At 52.5% G+C, this 16,904-nt stretch carries 10 protein-coding genes; 7 read left to right on the top strand and 3 right to left on the bottom strand.

Annotated features, from left to right (window positions below; genetic code table 11):
* Positions 1-77: 77 nt before the first annotated feature.
* The 3 genes from EPYR_RS16280 to EPYR_RS20835 all read left to right on the top strand — a co-directional run bounded on the left by EPYR_RS16280 (position 78) and on the right by EPYR_RS20835 (position 7,516).
* Positions 78-1,622 (top strand): methyl-accepting chemotaxis protein, encoded by a 1,545-nt coding sequence (locus EPYR_RS16280; protein WP_014539557.1) that lies wholly within the window; start codon positions 78-80, stop codon positions 1,620-1,622.
* Between the two features lie 728 nt (positions 1,623-2,350).
* Positions 2,351-7,225: a hypothetical protein gene (locus EPYR_RS16275; protein ID WP_014539556.1), complete on the top strand. Its 4,875-nt coding sequence runs from the start codon at positions 2,351-2,353 to the stop codon at positions 7,223-7,225.
* A gap of 141 nt (positions 7,226-7,366) precedes the next feature.
* Positions 7,367-7,516 carry a hypothetical protein gene (locus tag EPYR_RS20835; RefSeq protein WP_014539555.1) on the top strand — a complete coding sequence of 50 codons (150 nt, stop codon included), beginning with the start codon at positions 7,367-7,369 and terminating at the stop codon, positions 7,514-7,516.
* Between the two features lie 187 nt (positions 7,517-7,703).
* On the opposite strand, the gene EPYR_RS16270 is transcribed toward EPYR_RS20835, so the two are convergent.
* The 3 genes from EPYR_RS16270 to sbmA form a co-directional block, all read right to left on the bottom strand.
* Positions 7,704-8,243, bottom strand: a complete 540-nt coding sequence (locus tag EPYR_RS16270) for a hypothetical protein (protein ID WP_015899057.1) — start codon at positions 8,241-8,243, stop codon at positions 7,704-7,706.
* Positions 8,244-8,265: 22 nt separating this feature from the next.
* On the bottom strand, positions 8,266-8,496 hold the full coding sequence (locus tag EPYR_RS19680; RefSeq protein WP_015899056.1) for a hypothetical protein: 231 nt from the start codon (positions 8,494-8,496) through the stop codon (positions 8,266-8,268).
* Positions 8,497-8,641: 145 nt separating this feature from the next.
* The gene (gene sbmA / locus EPYR_RS16260; RefSeq protein ID WP_014539552.1) at positions 8,642-9,868 is read right to left on the bottom strand and encodes a peptide antibiotic transporter SbmA; all 1,227 of its coding nucleotides are present in this window, start codon (positions 9,866-9,868) and stop codon (positions 8,642-8,644) included.
* A gap of 443 nt (positions 9,869-10,311) precedes the next feature.
* Here sbmA and EPYR_RS16255 point away from each other — a divergent pair, with 443 nt between their 5' ends.
* From EPYR_RS16255 to EPYR_RS16240, 4 genes are all read left to right on the top strand, one after another.
* Positions 10,312-12,771: a sensor domain-containing protein gene (locus EPYR_RS16255; protein ID WP_014539551.1), complete on the top strand. Its 2,460-nt coding sequence runs from the start codon at positions 10,312-10,314 to the stop codon at positions 12,769-12,771.
* A 255-nt stretch (positions 12,772-13,026) separates the two neighbouring features.
* A complete protein-coding gene (locus EPYR_RS16250) occupies positions 13,027-13,764 on the top strand; it encodes a gluconate 2-dehydrogenase subunit 3 family protein (RefSeq protein ID WP_014539550.1) in 738 nt (245 codons plus the stop codon).
* A gap of 2 nt (positions 13,765-13,766) precedes the next feature.
* Positions 13,767-15,551, top strand: coding sequence for a GMC family oxidoreductase (locus EPYR_RS16245; RefSeq protein WP_014539549.1), 1,785 nt, complete (start codon positions 13,767-13,769; stop codon positions 15,549-15,551).
* A 10-nt stretch (positions 15,552-15,561) separates the two neighbouring features.
* Positions 15,562-16,878 carry a c-type cytochrome gene (locus EPYR_RS16240; protein WP_014539548.1) on the top strand — a complete coding sequence of 439 codons (1,317 nt, stop codon included), beginning with the start codon at positions 15,562-15,564 and terminating at the stop codon, positions 16,876-16,878.
* Positions 16,879-16,904: the final 26 nt, after the last annotated feature.

The following is a 16,904-nucleotide window of genomic DNA, read 5'->3' as shown; positions in this document are numbered from 1 at the left end:
ATGTCTGCCGAAAACATAAAATAAATTATCGTTTTTTCCTGCCAACCTTACGCTGATCCATTAAAAGGATTTGATTTATGCGCAACAACCTTCCCGTTACTCAGCAAGAATATGTTTTCGACGACGATGCGACATTGATGTCAACAACCGACGCTAACAGCGTTATCACCTACGCCAACGATGCCTTTATTGAGGTCAGCGGCTTCACGTCTGAAGAGATTAACGGCGAGCCACATAATATCGTGCGCCACCCGGATATGCCGCCGGAAGCCTTTGCCGATATGTGGTCGACGCTGAAACAAGGCGAGCCATGGACGGCCCTTGTGAAGAACCGCCGCAAGAATGGTGACCACTATTGGGTGCGAGCCAACGCCATCCCGGTGGTGCGCGATGGTCATGTAAAGGGCTTTATGTCAGTACGAACCAAACCCAACCAGCAGGAGATCCGCGCCACGGAGAGGCTATATGAGAAATTCCGTGCAGGAAGAGCCAAAGGGCTGCGATTCCATAAAGGGTTGATTGTGCGTAGCGGCCTGATGAGTTGGCGTTCCCTGTCTAAAACGCTGCCACTGCGCTGGCGGATCCGTAGCACGCTGATGCTAATGCTGCCGCTGGCAACGCTTGGCGTCTGGGGGCTGGAAGTAAGCCACAGCACACTGGCCATGTTCACAGCAGGGATGGCGCTGCTGCTGCTGCTGGCTTGCATCTGGCTGGAGATGCAGGTCTCACGACCGGTTGAGCGTGTCTGCCAGCAGGCGCTGCGCGTTGCCACCGGCGCTGACCATCGAGTAGAGCAGATGGACAGGGTTGATGAGATTGGCACCACGCTGCGAGCCATAGGCCAGCTGGGGTTGATGTTTCGCTGGCTGGTGGATGATGTCAGTGGTCAGGCAATCAACGTATTGAGTGCCAGTGACGCTATTGCGCAAAGCAACAGTGAACTGAGCCGCCGCACCGGGGAGACGGCGGCCAACGTTCAGCAGACGGCCGCCACCATGAATCAGATGACCGCAACGGTGAAGAGCAACACCGAAACCGCCGCCAAAGTAAACAGCCTGTCGAGCAATACCAGCAACGCAGCCATTCAGGGCGGAAATGCCATGACCGATATGGTCAAAATGATGGCGGAAATTACCGAGAGTTCGAAGAAAATTACCAGTATTACCAGCGTGATCGACGGTATTGCTTTCCAGACTAATATTCTGGCGCTTAATGCTGCCGTGGAAGCTGCCCGTGCCGGTGAGCAAGGGAAAGGCTTTGCGGTGGTGGCAGGAGAAGTTCGCAGCCTTGCCCAGCGTAGCGCTAAGGCAGCCAGCGAAATCAAAACGCTGGTGGAAAACAGCGCGCATAAGGTGAAATCAGGCACAATACATGTGAATGAAACCGGCAAAACCATGGAAAATATCGTTTCACAGGTGCAGAACGTGTCGTCGTTGATTGCCCAGATCAGCGAAGCCAGCGCCGAGCAAGAGATTGCTATAAGTGAGATTGATCTGGCGGTGGAAGAACTGGACAATATTACTCATCAGAATGCCGCAAGGGTGGAAGAAGGGGCGCAGGCTTCGGAGCGTATGGCGCGCCAGGCAACGCGCCTGGTCGACGCGATCGGCGTATTCCGCTGATGAATTTTTGTTGTTTAAGCGGATGATGGCATCCCGCGCGGCGTGACCCGAACGTTTATTTTATTCTACAGCTGCGCCAGAGTTTTTGCTCCGGCGCCGGCTGTTCTTTTGGCTCCCATCTTTAAACCTTTTTTCGCCGTACGGTGAATCCGTCTGCCGGCAGGAAAAATATCACCATCTCCTGCGGCGCAGAGATACCGTAAGCAAAGAAGGCGTAAATACCTTTTTGCTCTTACTGCCCCTGGTGGCGGCGTGAAATAACCCCCTTATCACCCGCTCAGAACTATAAAATAGTGATATGGCTGACCTCACGATAATGCTGTTGGATTCTTCCGGGAAGTGGAAATGCCATCGCGTATTTATTAAATGAAATTAATGTAATGTCTCATTCATAAATTTGAATTAACCGGAATTTGTGGCTGGTATGAATGGCTATCATTTAATGATTATTTGATTTTTATATAAAACGTGAGTAATGATTTTGAGATTCTTGTTTATTTCATCTAAATCATTATATTCGTTTTTTCTGATGTGATTACCGGAGAGTTATGTCATAAAAAATATGAGAATTAATATAAAAAAATAAATTTTAAAGAATAAGATCCACGGCCAGGATAGAGGAGGGTTTTCCCGACAGAAACGCGCTGTTCTGTGAGGGGAATGGATATCCCGCCCGGTTTTAACAGACGTTGCTCATTAAAAAATGATGTTAATCAGGGAGCCAGGTTATGTTGTTTTCTAACAATAAAGCAGGAAGCTGTCATCAGTCATCATTCGCCAACCTGACGCTCCAGTGCGGGGCGCCAAGTCTTGAAAAATTTGAAGCTTTTTTCAATGCCATTCCATGGTTAAATCTGAATGCGGCATGGTTTGCAGAGACAGATAAACCAAATTCAGCAGAGAAACGTGCAGACGATCTGGTTCCCCTCTCGGAAGATTTTTACCGCAGCGCTATGCAGTTATGGCGCATGCTGGCTGGCGCGATAACGTCCGAAATGATGTACTGTTTTGTGAAAAAGGTTTTCCCCTTTCTTGATGCCGGAAGATTAATAGCCCTTAAAATCCTGATTGACGCGATTTATTGTAAAAAATTGTCCATTCATGACGCGATTATCGCCTTTTTTAACGAATTCGGGGGCGTTCTTGCTGATATTGAGGCCATAAACGCGCTGGCGGTATACCTCGAGAGGACGATGAACAGCTGGACGGGGGGAATGTTTTTGAGCGCCGGTCCGGGCGAGGGGAACTGGCATCAGAATTATATCATTCTGGCCGTGGTGTTCGTTACCGCCCGCGAATATATAGGGAGTGTAGAAGCCCCGCAGCGCGCTTTATTACGGCTGCCGGCCACCATCCTCAATCTGCTTTTACGCACCCAAAAGTACTACAATGCGGTGTGCATGATAGCGCATAGCGCCCCTCCCCCGGAGGAACCCGCCTTGCTGCCGGCCTTCGAGGTGGACAGCAGCATTGCATTGTCCCTGAACGGTCCCGAAGCAACGGCTGTCAGCGTGGCCGGCGGCGCGCAGCAAGACAACATCATCTATTTTTCATCGAACTCAACGGTGAACCCTGAAGCCTGTACCCGGGCGACGGTGGAAAACCGGACGCCGGAGACGGCGGAAGTTGCCTACAGCTTGGCGCAGAAATTACACGTCTGGGCGATAGCGGAGCATATAACGCGAAGCAACCTGTCCGGCCTGCAGAATTGCAAAACCCGTCAAAGGATAACGCGGGAGCTGCGGCGCGGGGAGGTAATCATCCATACCGATTTTAATACGCAATGTGATGCCACGGCACGTCAGGGTCCTCTGCCCGCCCCCGTCCCGGTTTTGCCGTCGCGGGCTGATGAACCGCCGTTACGGGCTGTTGAACCGACACCGCCGCCGCGGGCTGTTGAACCGACACCGCCGCTGCGGGCTGATGAACCGACACCGCAGGCGAATGATGCGGCACAACGGTATGATTATAATTACGCGAACGTCGGGGGGGCAGCCGCCTTAGCCACGGGGGGAGTGCTGCCTGCCTTGACTCGGGCGCTGAAGACTCCGGCGGGGCTGATTGTCGTCACGGGCACCGTGATTGTCGGCACGGGCACCGTGATTGTCGGGGTATCCACCGGGATCTACAAGCGGTTGCAATCTTGGTTACTTCCGCGACCTGCGGGAGATGAGGCTGCGCCACCAGCGGAGGCATCATCAGCGGAGGCGCTCAGGGGCGACAGGCAGCATCAACCGACAAAAGCGGAGACAAGCAATATAGGGCTGGCCGGGATAATGCAGTCGGCCGGTATTCTTGATGAAGAGAAAAACCCCGCCTCCTTTAGAAAGGAGGAAATCATTGCCGCCGTCGGCATCACGCTTTTTGCCCCCAATCCGGATATTATGTATGACGTGACCCGGCTTGATAAAAGGCTGGAAGAGGTGGCAAAAATGATCCTGCAGGCTGAAAAGCTTTATCACGGCCGGGCAGACGAAAAAATCAGCGCCGGACGGGCCGGCATGGTGGTGCGAAACTGGCTGTTTGATAATGTGCTGGGGATGCCGGTCGAGTCCTGGCTTGCCAGTAGAGTGGCCGTTATTAAGTCCCCCGGTGATGCAAACGCCTTGCTGCTGCAACGCCTGCTGAAGTTTGACGCACTGCGCTCGGACGGGATAATTGACACGGAGGGGCTGAGCGAAGGAAAAAAATTGCAGTTTGAAAAGTTCTGGAATTATGGGGTGGACAACACGCTGTCCTTTACGAACAGGGGGGTATCGCCGCGCGTGACGGAAGACAATTTTGTCTGGCTTCATACCGGTTCGCTCCTGCTGAAAGACGCGGGGGCGACACTGAGTGACTTCAGCGTGGAAGAGTGCAAGGCGGTGGGGAAAGCGCTCTGGCAGAGGGTGGAAGCCGGAGATATGGACATAAGTTATCTGAGATACCTCGCCCTGCCGGCCCTGCTGTTTGAGGCGGTGAGCCATCCGAAACGGGTTTCTCACCGAAAGAAAGAGACTCTCGCTCACCGGCTGAAGGCGGTGAGCGAGTACGTCACATTTCGTTGTATGGTCGCCCCTGTTTATAAAACCGTGAGCGCAAGGGTTAAGACATTCGGGGAGGCTTCAGATGACTGGGAACCCCGTGGAAAAATAGCGGAAAGATATGTAGAGAAATGCCCGGAGAGCGTGCTGATTGGACTGGGAAAAACGGTCAATCTAGGATATGTGCCCGGGGGGAGGGTTCCGGCCGGGACGAAGGTTGTGGACCCTGCTGAATTAATCAGATTGGGCAAGGGCGTTGCACGGCTACGCTATCTCAATGGCGAGACGCCCCGGGGATGCCCGGATGCCAGCGTTACCACAGAGTACGAACGCAAAACCCGGGACTTGGCGAATGCATTTTCTGCCGTGGAGGAGTCTGTGCTGGCTGTGGCAATGGGCGGGCTTGACAGAAAAGAACTGGACTTTATCAATTCAGGTAGTGCTGTTATCAGGCATGTCACACCCTCTATTTACCCCACGTCTCCACTCAAATCATGGAGACCCGCACTGAAAAACAAGAACATTTTCCGCGTGGCTGTCGGTAAGGAAAAGCGAATTTATGCATTTGTCAGGAACGGGGACGGCGAATATGCTGTCAGTCGTCTCGACAGAAAAATTGATAATTATTTCGAGTATGGCATTTTTGACTCCCCGGGAGACCAGTCCCCGCAGGCGTACGAAGTGGAATTAACAGGGTTTAAATCGGTTATTGACGTCAACAAGAATGCGGCAGACGATGTCGTTGCTTATTTTGTGAAAACACACGGTGAGGAGCTTTACCGTCAGCTGCTGTTGTCAGGTTATGACATGACGGTGGAGCAAACAGGCATTGAATTCTTAAAGAGTATTATTCCTTTTTATGGCTGTTTCAACGGCAATATCGTTTCCTGTATTATCGACGTGGTTTCCGTTATCCCTGTGGTCGGCCTGTCTGTAAACCTGGCGGGGAAGTTTGGATTCAGTCTTTACAGAGCGGCGAAAGTGGGGATAAAACTTTTACCTGCAGCAGCCGTGTCGCCGAAGATCTTAAACACGGTCGGCCGGCAGGCGCTGGCACAAATCAGTTTGCCAACCATTCCTGAGCTGGCCGTATTGAGCAAAGCGACCATTCGGGCGCTGGATCCTGGTTTTGAGCTGATAACGGCCGTGGGCAAATACTCTGGAGCGGGATTAAAAACACTATTCAATAAGCTGCGGGTGGGGGTGAGTGCTGAAGATACAATAAAGCTGAATAAAGTACTGACTAAAGCCCTTAAAAAAATTGAAAAGCCCGGCGCAACAGAACAGGTCATTTCTCATGAAGCATTACTGACTGAAAAAGCCAATCTTCCGGGTACAAACATTAAAGTGCCGGTCAATATCGTGGGTGAAGCGGGCGGAAAGAACTATTATGCGATCGTTGATCCTGAAACGATGGAGTTCCTGGAAGAGATTTATTTGATAGAGAAAGGGGAGCTGAAGTTAGTACGTCAACGCCCGGATAACTGGTCACCTAAAAATGATATCAGCGATCATAAATTAGCGCTTCCCCGGAAGGGAGAAAATAAAGTCGACGCTGCGGCAGGCCCCTCTAAGGAAGAGGTTCTCACTTCGCTGTGCCCCACGGGCGGGCGCGCCAAACGCAGTCTAGAAGAACTGTGCCAGGCGAAACCTTTTGCAGATAAAGGTGAGAGGTCGGTTTTTGAAGTGAATATTAATGATGAAATTTTACCATCAGCTTATAAAGTTTCCCTTTTAAGGACAGTTAATCCTGTTCGGTATAAAATACTGCAAATGTGCTTAAGTAACTTACGTGACATATCGCTCAACGCTGAAAGAGTCATCACGGAGATGAATCCGCTGGAAATAATTAAATCTTTCAAATCTGTTACAAGAACCCCACTCAAAACCTTTAAGCAAGCCGAGATTTTAAAAGTAAATGTATTAAACACGATAAAAGCGTTTACTTTCTTTTGGGCTAATGACGCGACTCATATTGTTGTAGCCTCTTTGCAAAAAAGCTCCGCCGCTTTAAACTCAAAAAGTTTAGGAACGATCACAGCAGCTTTTCTGGAAGATAAACAAGCGATGTTTATCGGTGACTATGCTTTTGACAGTAAAGATCAAGGACTACTTGAAATAGCTCTCCTGCATGAATCTTCACACGTAGATGAATGCGTCGACAATTTCTATTATTATAAATATCCATTCCATATGCCTGGTGTATTATCAGTTATAGAGGCCAGCGAGCAAGCAGGCAGGGATGTGATGAGTTATTACATCGTATATATAAAGGACAAAATCCGTCGGCGTGGTTTTGACTCTATGTTTGTAGGGAATAGTTTAAAACAAAAACTCGGGATTGACGTAAATCTGTTCCTGAAAGCTTCGGATCATCGTGTTATTGACGGAATGCACCGTCTCGGTATTACGCACGCTGACCTGATGATTAACAATGCCGATACCATAGCTCTCTATATCCTGTGTCTCGGGCATAGACCCAATATGTTTAAATGGAAGAGTGCTGGTGAACTTTTCCAAAAAGCAGAAAGTGATATTAGTTTCTATGATTCAGTCACTGCAATCGGGTCGGAAGACTAAGCGCGCTGCAACAGTATCAGTAAATGACAGGATGCCGGATCTGGCCTTGCGTTGATGAGCGTCAGAGACTTCCCGGTCGCTAAAGACAAAATAACAGATATGGATAACGATGAGTGAAAAGAGGTTTTCGCGAAGTCCAGGATGGGCAGCACCCGTGACGCTCAGGCCGTTATGCCAGAAACCGGGCGGCGTGCATTATTGATAAAGGAGGGCGGCGATAATGCCGCCTCTTTTATTGGCTCCGGTCGCCTGTGCAAAACGGACAGCATTACGGATAAAATTTTCGGCTAGGCCACCATGTTAATTTATATCTATCGCAGCTTGAGTTCGCTACATATGCTGTACGCTACGCACAGGTCACTGTGGATCCGCCCAGTCCCTGTCTGACGGTTAGCGATGATTAATACGGTACTGTAACCAATATAAGTTCACCCTGATTTCTGTATTTGAAAAGTATTTCGATGCGAACCGCAGCCCGTTAGTCCGCATGGTCTGGAGTAAGTGCGCGGCAGAAGTGCTGAACCTGCTGGCCGTCAGCGTTGCGCAGCTGTAATGCCAGGTTGATCTCCTCCAGCGTGCGTGCATTTTCTGCCAGCGGTGCGGCAATTTTCCCGTGCCGCTGTAACCAGGCCGCCACGCATGCCCAGCTCCACAGCGGTGAGTTACCGTTAATACGCTGTACCGGCGAGGGGAAATCACCCGCGCCACGACTACCGTCTTTCAGCATGGCAATGGACTGACGGGTAAGTTTACTGAGTTGGGCAATATCGCTAAGCCCGACCAGGCTGGCATCTACTGCCGTCACCGTTGCGGCCAGTGGAGAAGATTCAATTGCGCGGACGGCGCTCATTATTGCGTTGGCAAAGCTGTCGCTTTGACGGTCAAATTCAAGGTAAACCGCCCTGCCGTAAAAGCACACCAGTGCATCGTCACAGCCACTGGCGTAAAGATGGTGTTCAAGCTCAGGAGTTTCTGAAGTGACGCCTTTCAACAGCAGAGTAAAGTGAAAAAGTGGCATAATTGTCTCCCTGACTTTTTCTTTAGTGGGTAAGAATGCTGCTCTGGCAGCTATCGACCTTACGGCGGATTTGAGCGGCATGGTGCTCAGGCACGCGCGGTGTTGACCAAACGCTCATCTGATGCTGCTGATGTTCTGCAATTCCGCACATGAGTCGCCCGAAAGCGTGTCCACTGGCTGGACGAAAACGCCAGCCCCGGTCCATTGCATATTCTATCGCTGCCTGGATATGTTTATTAGGATGTTCCTTCATCGTTACTCTCAGTTATGTTCACAGGATAAAATCATTGTTGACCAATGTCAACGTTGTATTCAGTTTTTATCCTCTGAAATTTCTGCAGCGATGACCAGGTGTTCAAATCAGTTTTTCGCGCCATCTCTCAAAGATATTGCGCGCCTTATGTAGCCGAATTTTGCTTCTCCGGCACGTTATCCAACGTCTGCTCGAAGCTGCGCAGGCGCTTATAGATCGACATCAGTTCCACCAACGTGGTCCACGAGTTGATCAGATACTGGAACGAGTTACGCACCTGGTCGAACACGTTAGATATTTGGGTCATCAGACCGAGGGTAATCGCACCGGAAACAATCGACGGAAACAGCACAAATATGCTGAAAAGTGCGTCCAGCTGCAAATAAAAAACGCGAGCCACGTTGAAGTAGAGATAGTGAAAATAGAGTCTGAAATAGTTTTTCCGCACGTTGGCGAACAGTTCCCGTACCGTCTGCGGGGCAGCACGTTGTGCATCATCTTCACCGTACACCAGCTCCTTACGGTAAGCGGCTTCCACCCGCTGATTACGGAACGACAACCCCGGCAGCTTAATGCCGACAATTGCCAGCAGCCCGGTGCCGAACAGCGACCACGCTAGCGCCGCAATAACTAATGCGTAAGGGATCTGTCCCAGGATTGGCACGGTTTTCACATGTACCGACAGCGCTACCAGCACCGGCAGAAAGGCAATCAGCGTCATAATGGCATTAATAAAACTGACGCCCATGTCTTCCAGCGTAGAAGCAAAGCGCATCGTGTCTTCCTGAACACGCTGTGCTGCCCCCTCGATGTGCCGCAGCTGCTGCCAGTGCTCCATATAATAATCGTTCATAGCGGTGCGCCAGCGAAACACATAGTGGCTGACAAAAAACAGATTCATCACATTGATCACTACGGCTATCAACACAATGCTGAGAATGTCGTTAACCAGATGATAAAACGTCTCAATCTTGATGGTATTGGGATGCGCCATCGCCTTTTGTATCAGGTCATAAAACGGTTCATACCAGCTATTAATCGCCACGCCGACCTGTACCGAAAACCAGGTCACGAAGACGATCAGCGAACTGCCCAGGATCGACCAGCGCTGCCATGGATGTGGGCAGAAAACAAACCAAAACGCCGCGAACAGCAGCGTAGCGAGCAGGTAATAGCTGTAAAAGCCCAGTGCGCCCGGGGCAATAAAACGCAGCGCGTTCTCAGGCAACGGGCCAGCAGGCAGCAGAGAAAAATGCATCAGACGGGTAAATTCGGCCTCTGCACCTGCAAACCACAGTGCAATGGCCATCAGGCTCCAGATAACCACGCTGCTGAAAAACAGCGCTGGTTTAGGAAAAAATGAGGTAAACATAAGTGCTCCCAGGTCAAGATAGGGAGTTATATCGCAATTGAATGTGATTTTTCTCACTTCTGTTGTATCGACACATTTCTGCTGATGAAACCGGCCCCTCGGGCAGATGTTTATGTCGGCAATAAAGCAAATCTCTTTTTTTTAATTCCGCTAATGGCATGTTTTCCTTTACATCCTTTGGATATTTTGGAACTGAATTTAAATTAACGCTGAATATTTAGCGATAAAAGTCGATAACAATCGATGAGCTGCGGTGAATTGACAGAGATTGAGTGAATAAGCTCAAACTTGCGGTTTATCCCCTGTGGTTAAGTCCGCAGAATGACGGCAATCCCGTTGCCAGTCGGGCGCGGGAGGTAAACTTTTCGCCAGTTATTGGCGTATTTGCGTTGAGATCATTTCTCGTATCCGGGAAGTTAATGTCAATGCCAGGCAAATGAATCATGAATGAAGACTCAGATGTTATGTACCAGATTTTGGTACGAAGCGTGGTCAACTATGCTGTTTACATGCTGACTCCAGAGGGGAACGTTGCCAGCTGGAGTCGTGGCGCTCAACACGCCAAAGGCTATCTGCCCGCTGAAATCGTTGGCAGAAATTTTAGCTGTTTCTATAGCCAGCAGGATCAGATGCAGGGGCAAACCCAGCTCGGTTTGCAGGTTGCGCGTGAGGCCGGTCGTTTTACGACGGAAGGCTGGCGTTACCGCAAAGATGGCAGCGCTTTCTGGGCGCATGTGGTGATTGATGCCATATATGGTGATGACGGCAAATTACTGGGCTACGCGAAAATGACCCGGGACTGCTCCGAGCAGCAACGGCTTCAGCGCGAGCAACAGCGTGACCAGACGTTTCGCCTGCTGGTTGAAAGTGTGAATGATTACGCTATCTATATGATTGATTTGAAAGGTTTGGTAGTGAACTGGAATGCCGGAGCCTGCCGCGCAAAAGGCTATACCGGCAATGAGATCATCGGTAAACACTTCTCTTGCTTCTACGGTGAACAGGATCGACGGCTAAATCTCCCGGAAAAGAACCTGCAGCAGGCCACCCTAACCGGGCGTTTTGAGGATAGTGGCTGGCGCTACCGTAAAGACGGCAGCGCCTTCCGGGCGCATGTGGTGATTGATGCCATCCGCAATGACGGCGGGGAGCTTATCGGTTTTGCCAAAATCACCCGCGACTGTACCGAAGTGCGCGAGTACGAACAGCAGATCCTCATTGCTAAAGATTTGGCGGAACAGAGCAGTAAAAAAATGACATCACTTTCGCAGTTTCTCGACTCCATCGTTGCCAACATCCCCTCGTGCGTCATTGTTGAAGACGCCGTCTCGGGCGAAATATTGCTGATTAACCATCGTGCGCAACGGCTGCTGGGCGGCAGCCAGCGCGATTTTATTGGCAAAAGAGCGTTGGAATGTATGACTGCGGCGATGAGCGCGTACTTTATGCAGCTTTCTAGCGCGGCACAGCGTAAAGGGGGGAGACAGCGTAACGAACGGCAATTGACAACGCCCAGCGGCGACCGAATTATCAGCGGCAGCGCTTCTATTGTGTGTGGCAAAGACGCCCGTCACAGCTACGTGCTGCTGATCGCCGATGATGTGACTGACCAGCGTGCGGCAGATGCGCGTATCCACCATATGGCGCACCACGATAATCTGACCAGCTTGCCCAATCGGGTGCTATTCAACCAGCATCTGACCACGGCGCTACGTGAAGATCGTGACGCACAGCGCCTGACGGCGGTGTTGGGGCTTGACCTGGATAACTTTAAAAACGTGAACGATGCGTTAGGTCATCAGGTTGGCGATGCTCTGCTGTGCTCAGTCGCCGTTCGTCTGCGCAGCGTGCTGCGCGATCGCGATACGCTGGCACGTAACGGGGGTGATGAGTTCTCGATTGTATTGCCCGGTTTGACCCATTCGGAAGAGGCTGAAGCGGTGGCACGTCGCTTAATTGAGACGATTAGGCCGCCGTTTACCATTGATGGTCACAATCTCTCTATCGGACTGAGTATCGGTATTACCCTCGCGCAGAACGGTATGACCTCGCCAGACTATCTGCTGCGCTGTGCGGATATGGCATTGTATGCAGCGAAGCGTAACGGACGTAATCGTTTCGAATACTTCACCAAAGCGATGGGTGATACGGCGCAGAAACGCCGCGTTATTGAGAACGATCTGCGTGAGGCGATCACCTACCGCCAGCTGAAGCTCTATTATCAGCCGATCACCAACAACCAGCATCGTGAAATCATCGGTTACGAGGCTTTGATGCGCTGGCACCACCCGGAAAAAGGCATAATTATGCCGCTGGAATTTATACCGATAGCTGAAGAGACCGGGCTGATACACAGCCTGGGGGCTTATGCGTTATATGAAGCCTGCCGCGAGGCGGCAAGCTGGCCCGGCGAGCAGACGGTCGCGGTCAACCTGTCGCCGTTGCAGTTCAAGAACAGTGCGCTGATAGCGGTAGTCGAAGGCGCTCTTAAAGAGTCCGGGCTGGCACCGCACCGTCTGGAGGTGGAAATTACCGAATCGGTACTGCTGGATAATACGCTGGCGAATATCGATATGTTGCGAGAACTGAAAGCGCTGGGCGTGCATATTGCGCTGGATGACTTTGGAACTGGCTATTCATCCCTGAGCTATCTGCGATCCTTCCCGTTTGACAAGATTAAAATTGATAAATCCTTTATCAACGATATGCACGACAGCCGCGAGGCGCTGGCAATTATCAGGGCGATCACTGGCATGAGCCGCAGCCTTGATATTCAGATTACCGCAGAAGGGGTGGAGAGCAACGAGCAGTTCCAATGTCTGAAGGCGGAAGGCTGTACTCTTTTCCAGGGCTATTTTTTTGGCCGCCCGCAGCCGTCGGAATGCCGCCTCAAAAAATTTTAGTCCTGGCTAATAAGGCGGGCGACCTGAAAAGCGGTGGGCCCGCCAGCGCCAGATGTTAAAGGATTTGTGCCATTTTGTATCTATCCCTTCACGTTTTATCCGTCTGACTGTTACAATATGTCAACTGTTACCGGTAACAGTTACTCCGGTAAATATTTCAGTCAGCGACTATATTCCCCCTATACTTTATATTACTAAAACTAATCCGACCCCATTTTAGCCGGCACGACGCTGCTGGTTTGAGAAGGCAATGTCATGTCAGAGCAAAAAACTGGAAGTACACGCAGGGACTTCCTGCTGAGAACCATCACCCTGGCGCCCGCCATGGCGATAGGTTCAGCAGGATTGGGAAGTCTGGCTGCGGTCGCACCCGCCGTGGCGAAAGAAGCTGCAGCAACAGGTCCCAAGCCAGCGCGTGAATATCAGCCGACCTGGTTTACCCCGGAAGAGTTCGCATTTATACAGGCGGCTGTGGCGCGGCTAATCCCGTCTGACGAACGTGGTCCCGGCGCACTGGAAGCGGGCGTGCCTGAATATATCGATCGCCAGATGAACACGCCGTATGCCACCGGCGCTAACTGGTATATGCAGGGACCATTCCAACCGGATGCCGATAAGGCGTTGGGCTATCAGCTACCCTTGACACCGCGTGATATTTATCGTCTGGGCCTGGCTGATGCCGACGTGCTGGCAAAAAAGCAGTATGGCAAGGTGTTCGCGCTGCTGAGCGGCGAACAACAGGACGCACTGTTGCAAGCGCTGGAAGCGGGCAGCGTTGAGCTGCGCCAGCTGCCGGCCAAAACCTTTTTCACCTTCCTGTTGCAGAATACCCGTGAAGGCTTCTTCAGCGACCCCGTGCACGGTGGCAACCAGGGGCTGGTCGGCTGGAAGCTGATTAACTTCCCCGGCGCACGCGCCGACTTTATGGACTGGGTAGAACGTGGCGAACGCTACACGCTGCCGCCGGTATCAATTCGTGGGGAAAGGGATTAAGCATGGCAAACGTACAAAAAAAAGCCGATGCGGTGATTGTTGGATTCGGCTGGGCCGGGGCGATCATGGCGAAAGAGCTGACCGAAGCAGGCCTGAACGTGGTGGCGCTGGAGCGCGGCCCGCATCGCGATACTTATCCTGACGGGGCGTATCCACAGGTCATCGATGAGCTGACCTATAACGTTCGTAAGAAGCTGTTCCAGGATTTGTCGAAAAGCACCGTCACCATCCGTCATAACGTGGCACAGACCGCACAACCGTACCGTCAGCTGGCGGCATTTTTGCCCGGCACAGGCACAGGGGGGGCCGGTTTGCACTGGTCAGGCGTTCATTTCCGTGTCGATCCGATCGAGTTGCGCATGCGCAGCCACTATGAAGAACGCTACGGCAAGAACTTTATCCCGCAGGGCATGACAATCCAGGATTTCGGCGTCAGCTATGCCGAGCTGGAGCCGTTCTTCGACCAGGCAGAGAGAGTGTTTGGCACGTCCGGATCGGCCTGGAGCATTAAAGGCAAGGTGGTCGGTCAGGGCGGTAAAGGCAACCCGTTTGCCGCAGATCGTTCCAGCGACTTCCCGCTTCCGGCGCAGAAACGCACCTACTCGGCGCAGCTGTTTGCTCAGGCAGCAGAGAGTATCGGCTATCATCCTTACGATCTGCCCTCCGCTAACACCTCCGGCCCGTATACCAACACCTACGGCGCGCAGATGGGGCCGTGCAATTTCTGCGGCTACTGCAGCGGCTATGCCTGCTACATGTATTCCAAAGCCTCGCCGAACGTAAATATTCTGCCGGCGTTACGTCAGGAGTCGAAGTTTGAATTGCGCAATAATGCGTACGTGCTGCGCGTTAATCTCACCGATGACAAGAAACGCGCTACCGGCGTGACCTACGTTGACGCGCTGGGGCGTGAAAATGAGCAGCCTGCCGATCTGGTGATCCTCTCCGCCTTCCAGTTCCACAACGTGCATCTGATGCTGCTGTCGGGCATCGGCAAGCCTTACGATCCGGTGACGAATGAAGGCACCGTAGGGCGTAACTTTGCCTACCAGAATATCTCCACCATCAAGGCCTTTTTCGGTAAGGACGTGTTCACCAATAACTTTATTGGTGCAGGCGGCGCCGGGGTGGGGGTTGACGACTTTAACGCCGATAACTTCGACCATGCCAAATATGGCTTCGTTGGCGGTTCGCCGATGTGGGTGAACCAGGCTGGCGTGAAGCCGATCTCCGGCCTGCCGACCCCGCCGGGGACGCCAAACTGGGGCAGCAAATGGAAAGCGGCGGTAGCGGATCACTACACGCATCACGTTTCGATGGATGCTCACGGCGCGCATCAGTCGTACCGCAATAACTACCTCGATCTCGATCCAAACTACAAGGACATCCACGGCCAGCCGCTGCTGCGTATGACCTTCGACTGGCAGGATAACGACATTAAAATGTCGCAGTTTATGCACGGACGGATGCACAAAATCGCCGAGGCGATGAATCCCAAACTGATCAGCGGTGCGCCAAAGATGCCGGGCATGCACTTCGACAGCACCGTGTATCAAACCACGCATATGAATGGCGGAGCGATCATGGGTGAAGATCCGAAAAGCAGCGCCATCAATCGCTACTTACAGAGCTGGGATGTGCCGAACGTGTTTGTGCCCGGCGCTTCTGCCTTCCCACAGGGGCTGGGCTACAACCCGACCGGCTTGGTAGCCGCACTGACCTGGTGGTCGGCAAAGGCGATCCGTGAGCAGTATCTGAAAAAACCCGGTCCGCTGGTGCAGGCATAAGGATAAGCAGATGAAAAAGATCACTCTCGCTGCCCTGTTGCTGGGCGCCATGGCGTTTAACGTTGCCGCAGATGATTCTGCCGTCGAACAGATCAAGCGCGGTGAATATCTGGCGCGGGCCGGGGACTGTACCGCGTGCCACACCAAAGCGGGCGGAGCCGCTTTCGCCGGTGGGCTGCCTATGGTGACGCCAATTGGCACCATTTACTCCACCAATATCACGCCGGATAAACAGCACGGCATTGGTGATTACAGCTACGACGACTTCCAGAAAGCGGTGCGCCACGGCGTAGCGAAGAATGGCGACACGCTCTATCCGGCGATGCCTTATCCCTCTTACGCGGTGGTCAGCGACGAGGATATGCAGGCGCTATACGCTTACTTTATGCATGGCGTGCAGCCCGTGGCGCAGGCCAATCAGGACAGCGATATTCCCTGGCCGTTGTCGATGCGCTGGCCGCTGGCCATCTGGCGCGGCATCTTTGCGCCGGATGTGAAAGCCTTCCAGCCGATAAAAGGCCAGGATGCGGTGCTGGCACGCGGCCAGTACCTGGTCGAAGGGCTGGGGCACTGCGGAGCCTGTCATACGCCGCGCAGCATCACCATGCAGGAAAAAGCGCTGAACGATGGCGAAGGCAGTGATTATCTGTCAGGCAGCAGCGCACCGATTGATGGCTGGACCGCCAGTAATCTGCGTGGTGACAGCGGCGATGGGCTGGATCGCTGGACTGAAGAGCAACTGGTACAGTTTCTGCGTACCGGGCGCAACGATAACACCGCTGTATTTGGCGGCATGACTGACGTGGTGCAGCATAGCCTGCAACATCTGACGGCGGAAGATGCCACCGCCATTGCCCGCTACCTGAAGTCGCTTGGGGCGAAAGATGCGAACCAGGTGGGATTCACGCCGGATGATACGGTGGCGAAAGCGCTGTGGAAAGGCGACGACAGCAAAACCGGTGCATCGGTCTATGTCGACAACTGTGCTGCCTGTCATAAAACCGACGGCAGCGGCTATCAGCGCTTCTTCCCGGCATTACGCGGCAATTCGGTGGTGCTGGCATCCGATCCGACCTTGTTGATTCACATCGTGATAAGCGGCGCTCAGCTGCCGGGCATGAAGGGCGCACCGTCGACCATCACCATGCCGGCTTTCGGCTGGCGGCTAAACGACCAGCAGGTGGCGGACGTGGTGAACTTTATCCGTACCAGCTGGGGTAATCGCGCGGCGTCAACGGTTTCTGCCCGCGACGTGGCAAAGGTACGTCAAGATGATGCGGTGGTGAATCACCAGGGCAATGTGGACGTCGAGAAGTTAACGCCGTAAAGCGAATCTGACGGCTTTAAATGTTG

Origin of the sequence: Erwinia pyrifoliae DSM 12163 (assembly GCF_000026985.1) — a bacterium.
GTDB lineage: Bacteria > Pseudomonadota > Gammaproteobacteria > Enterobacterales > Enterobacteriaceae > Erwinia > Erwinia pyrifoliae.
Note: the sequence above shows the minus strand (reverse complement) of the source record. Positions and strands in the feature narration are given on the sequence as shown.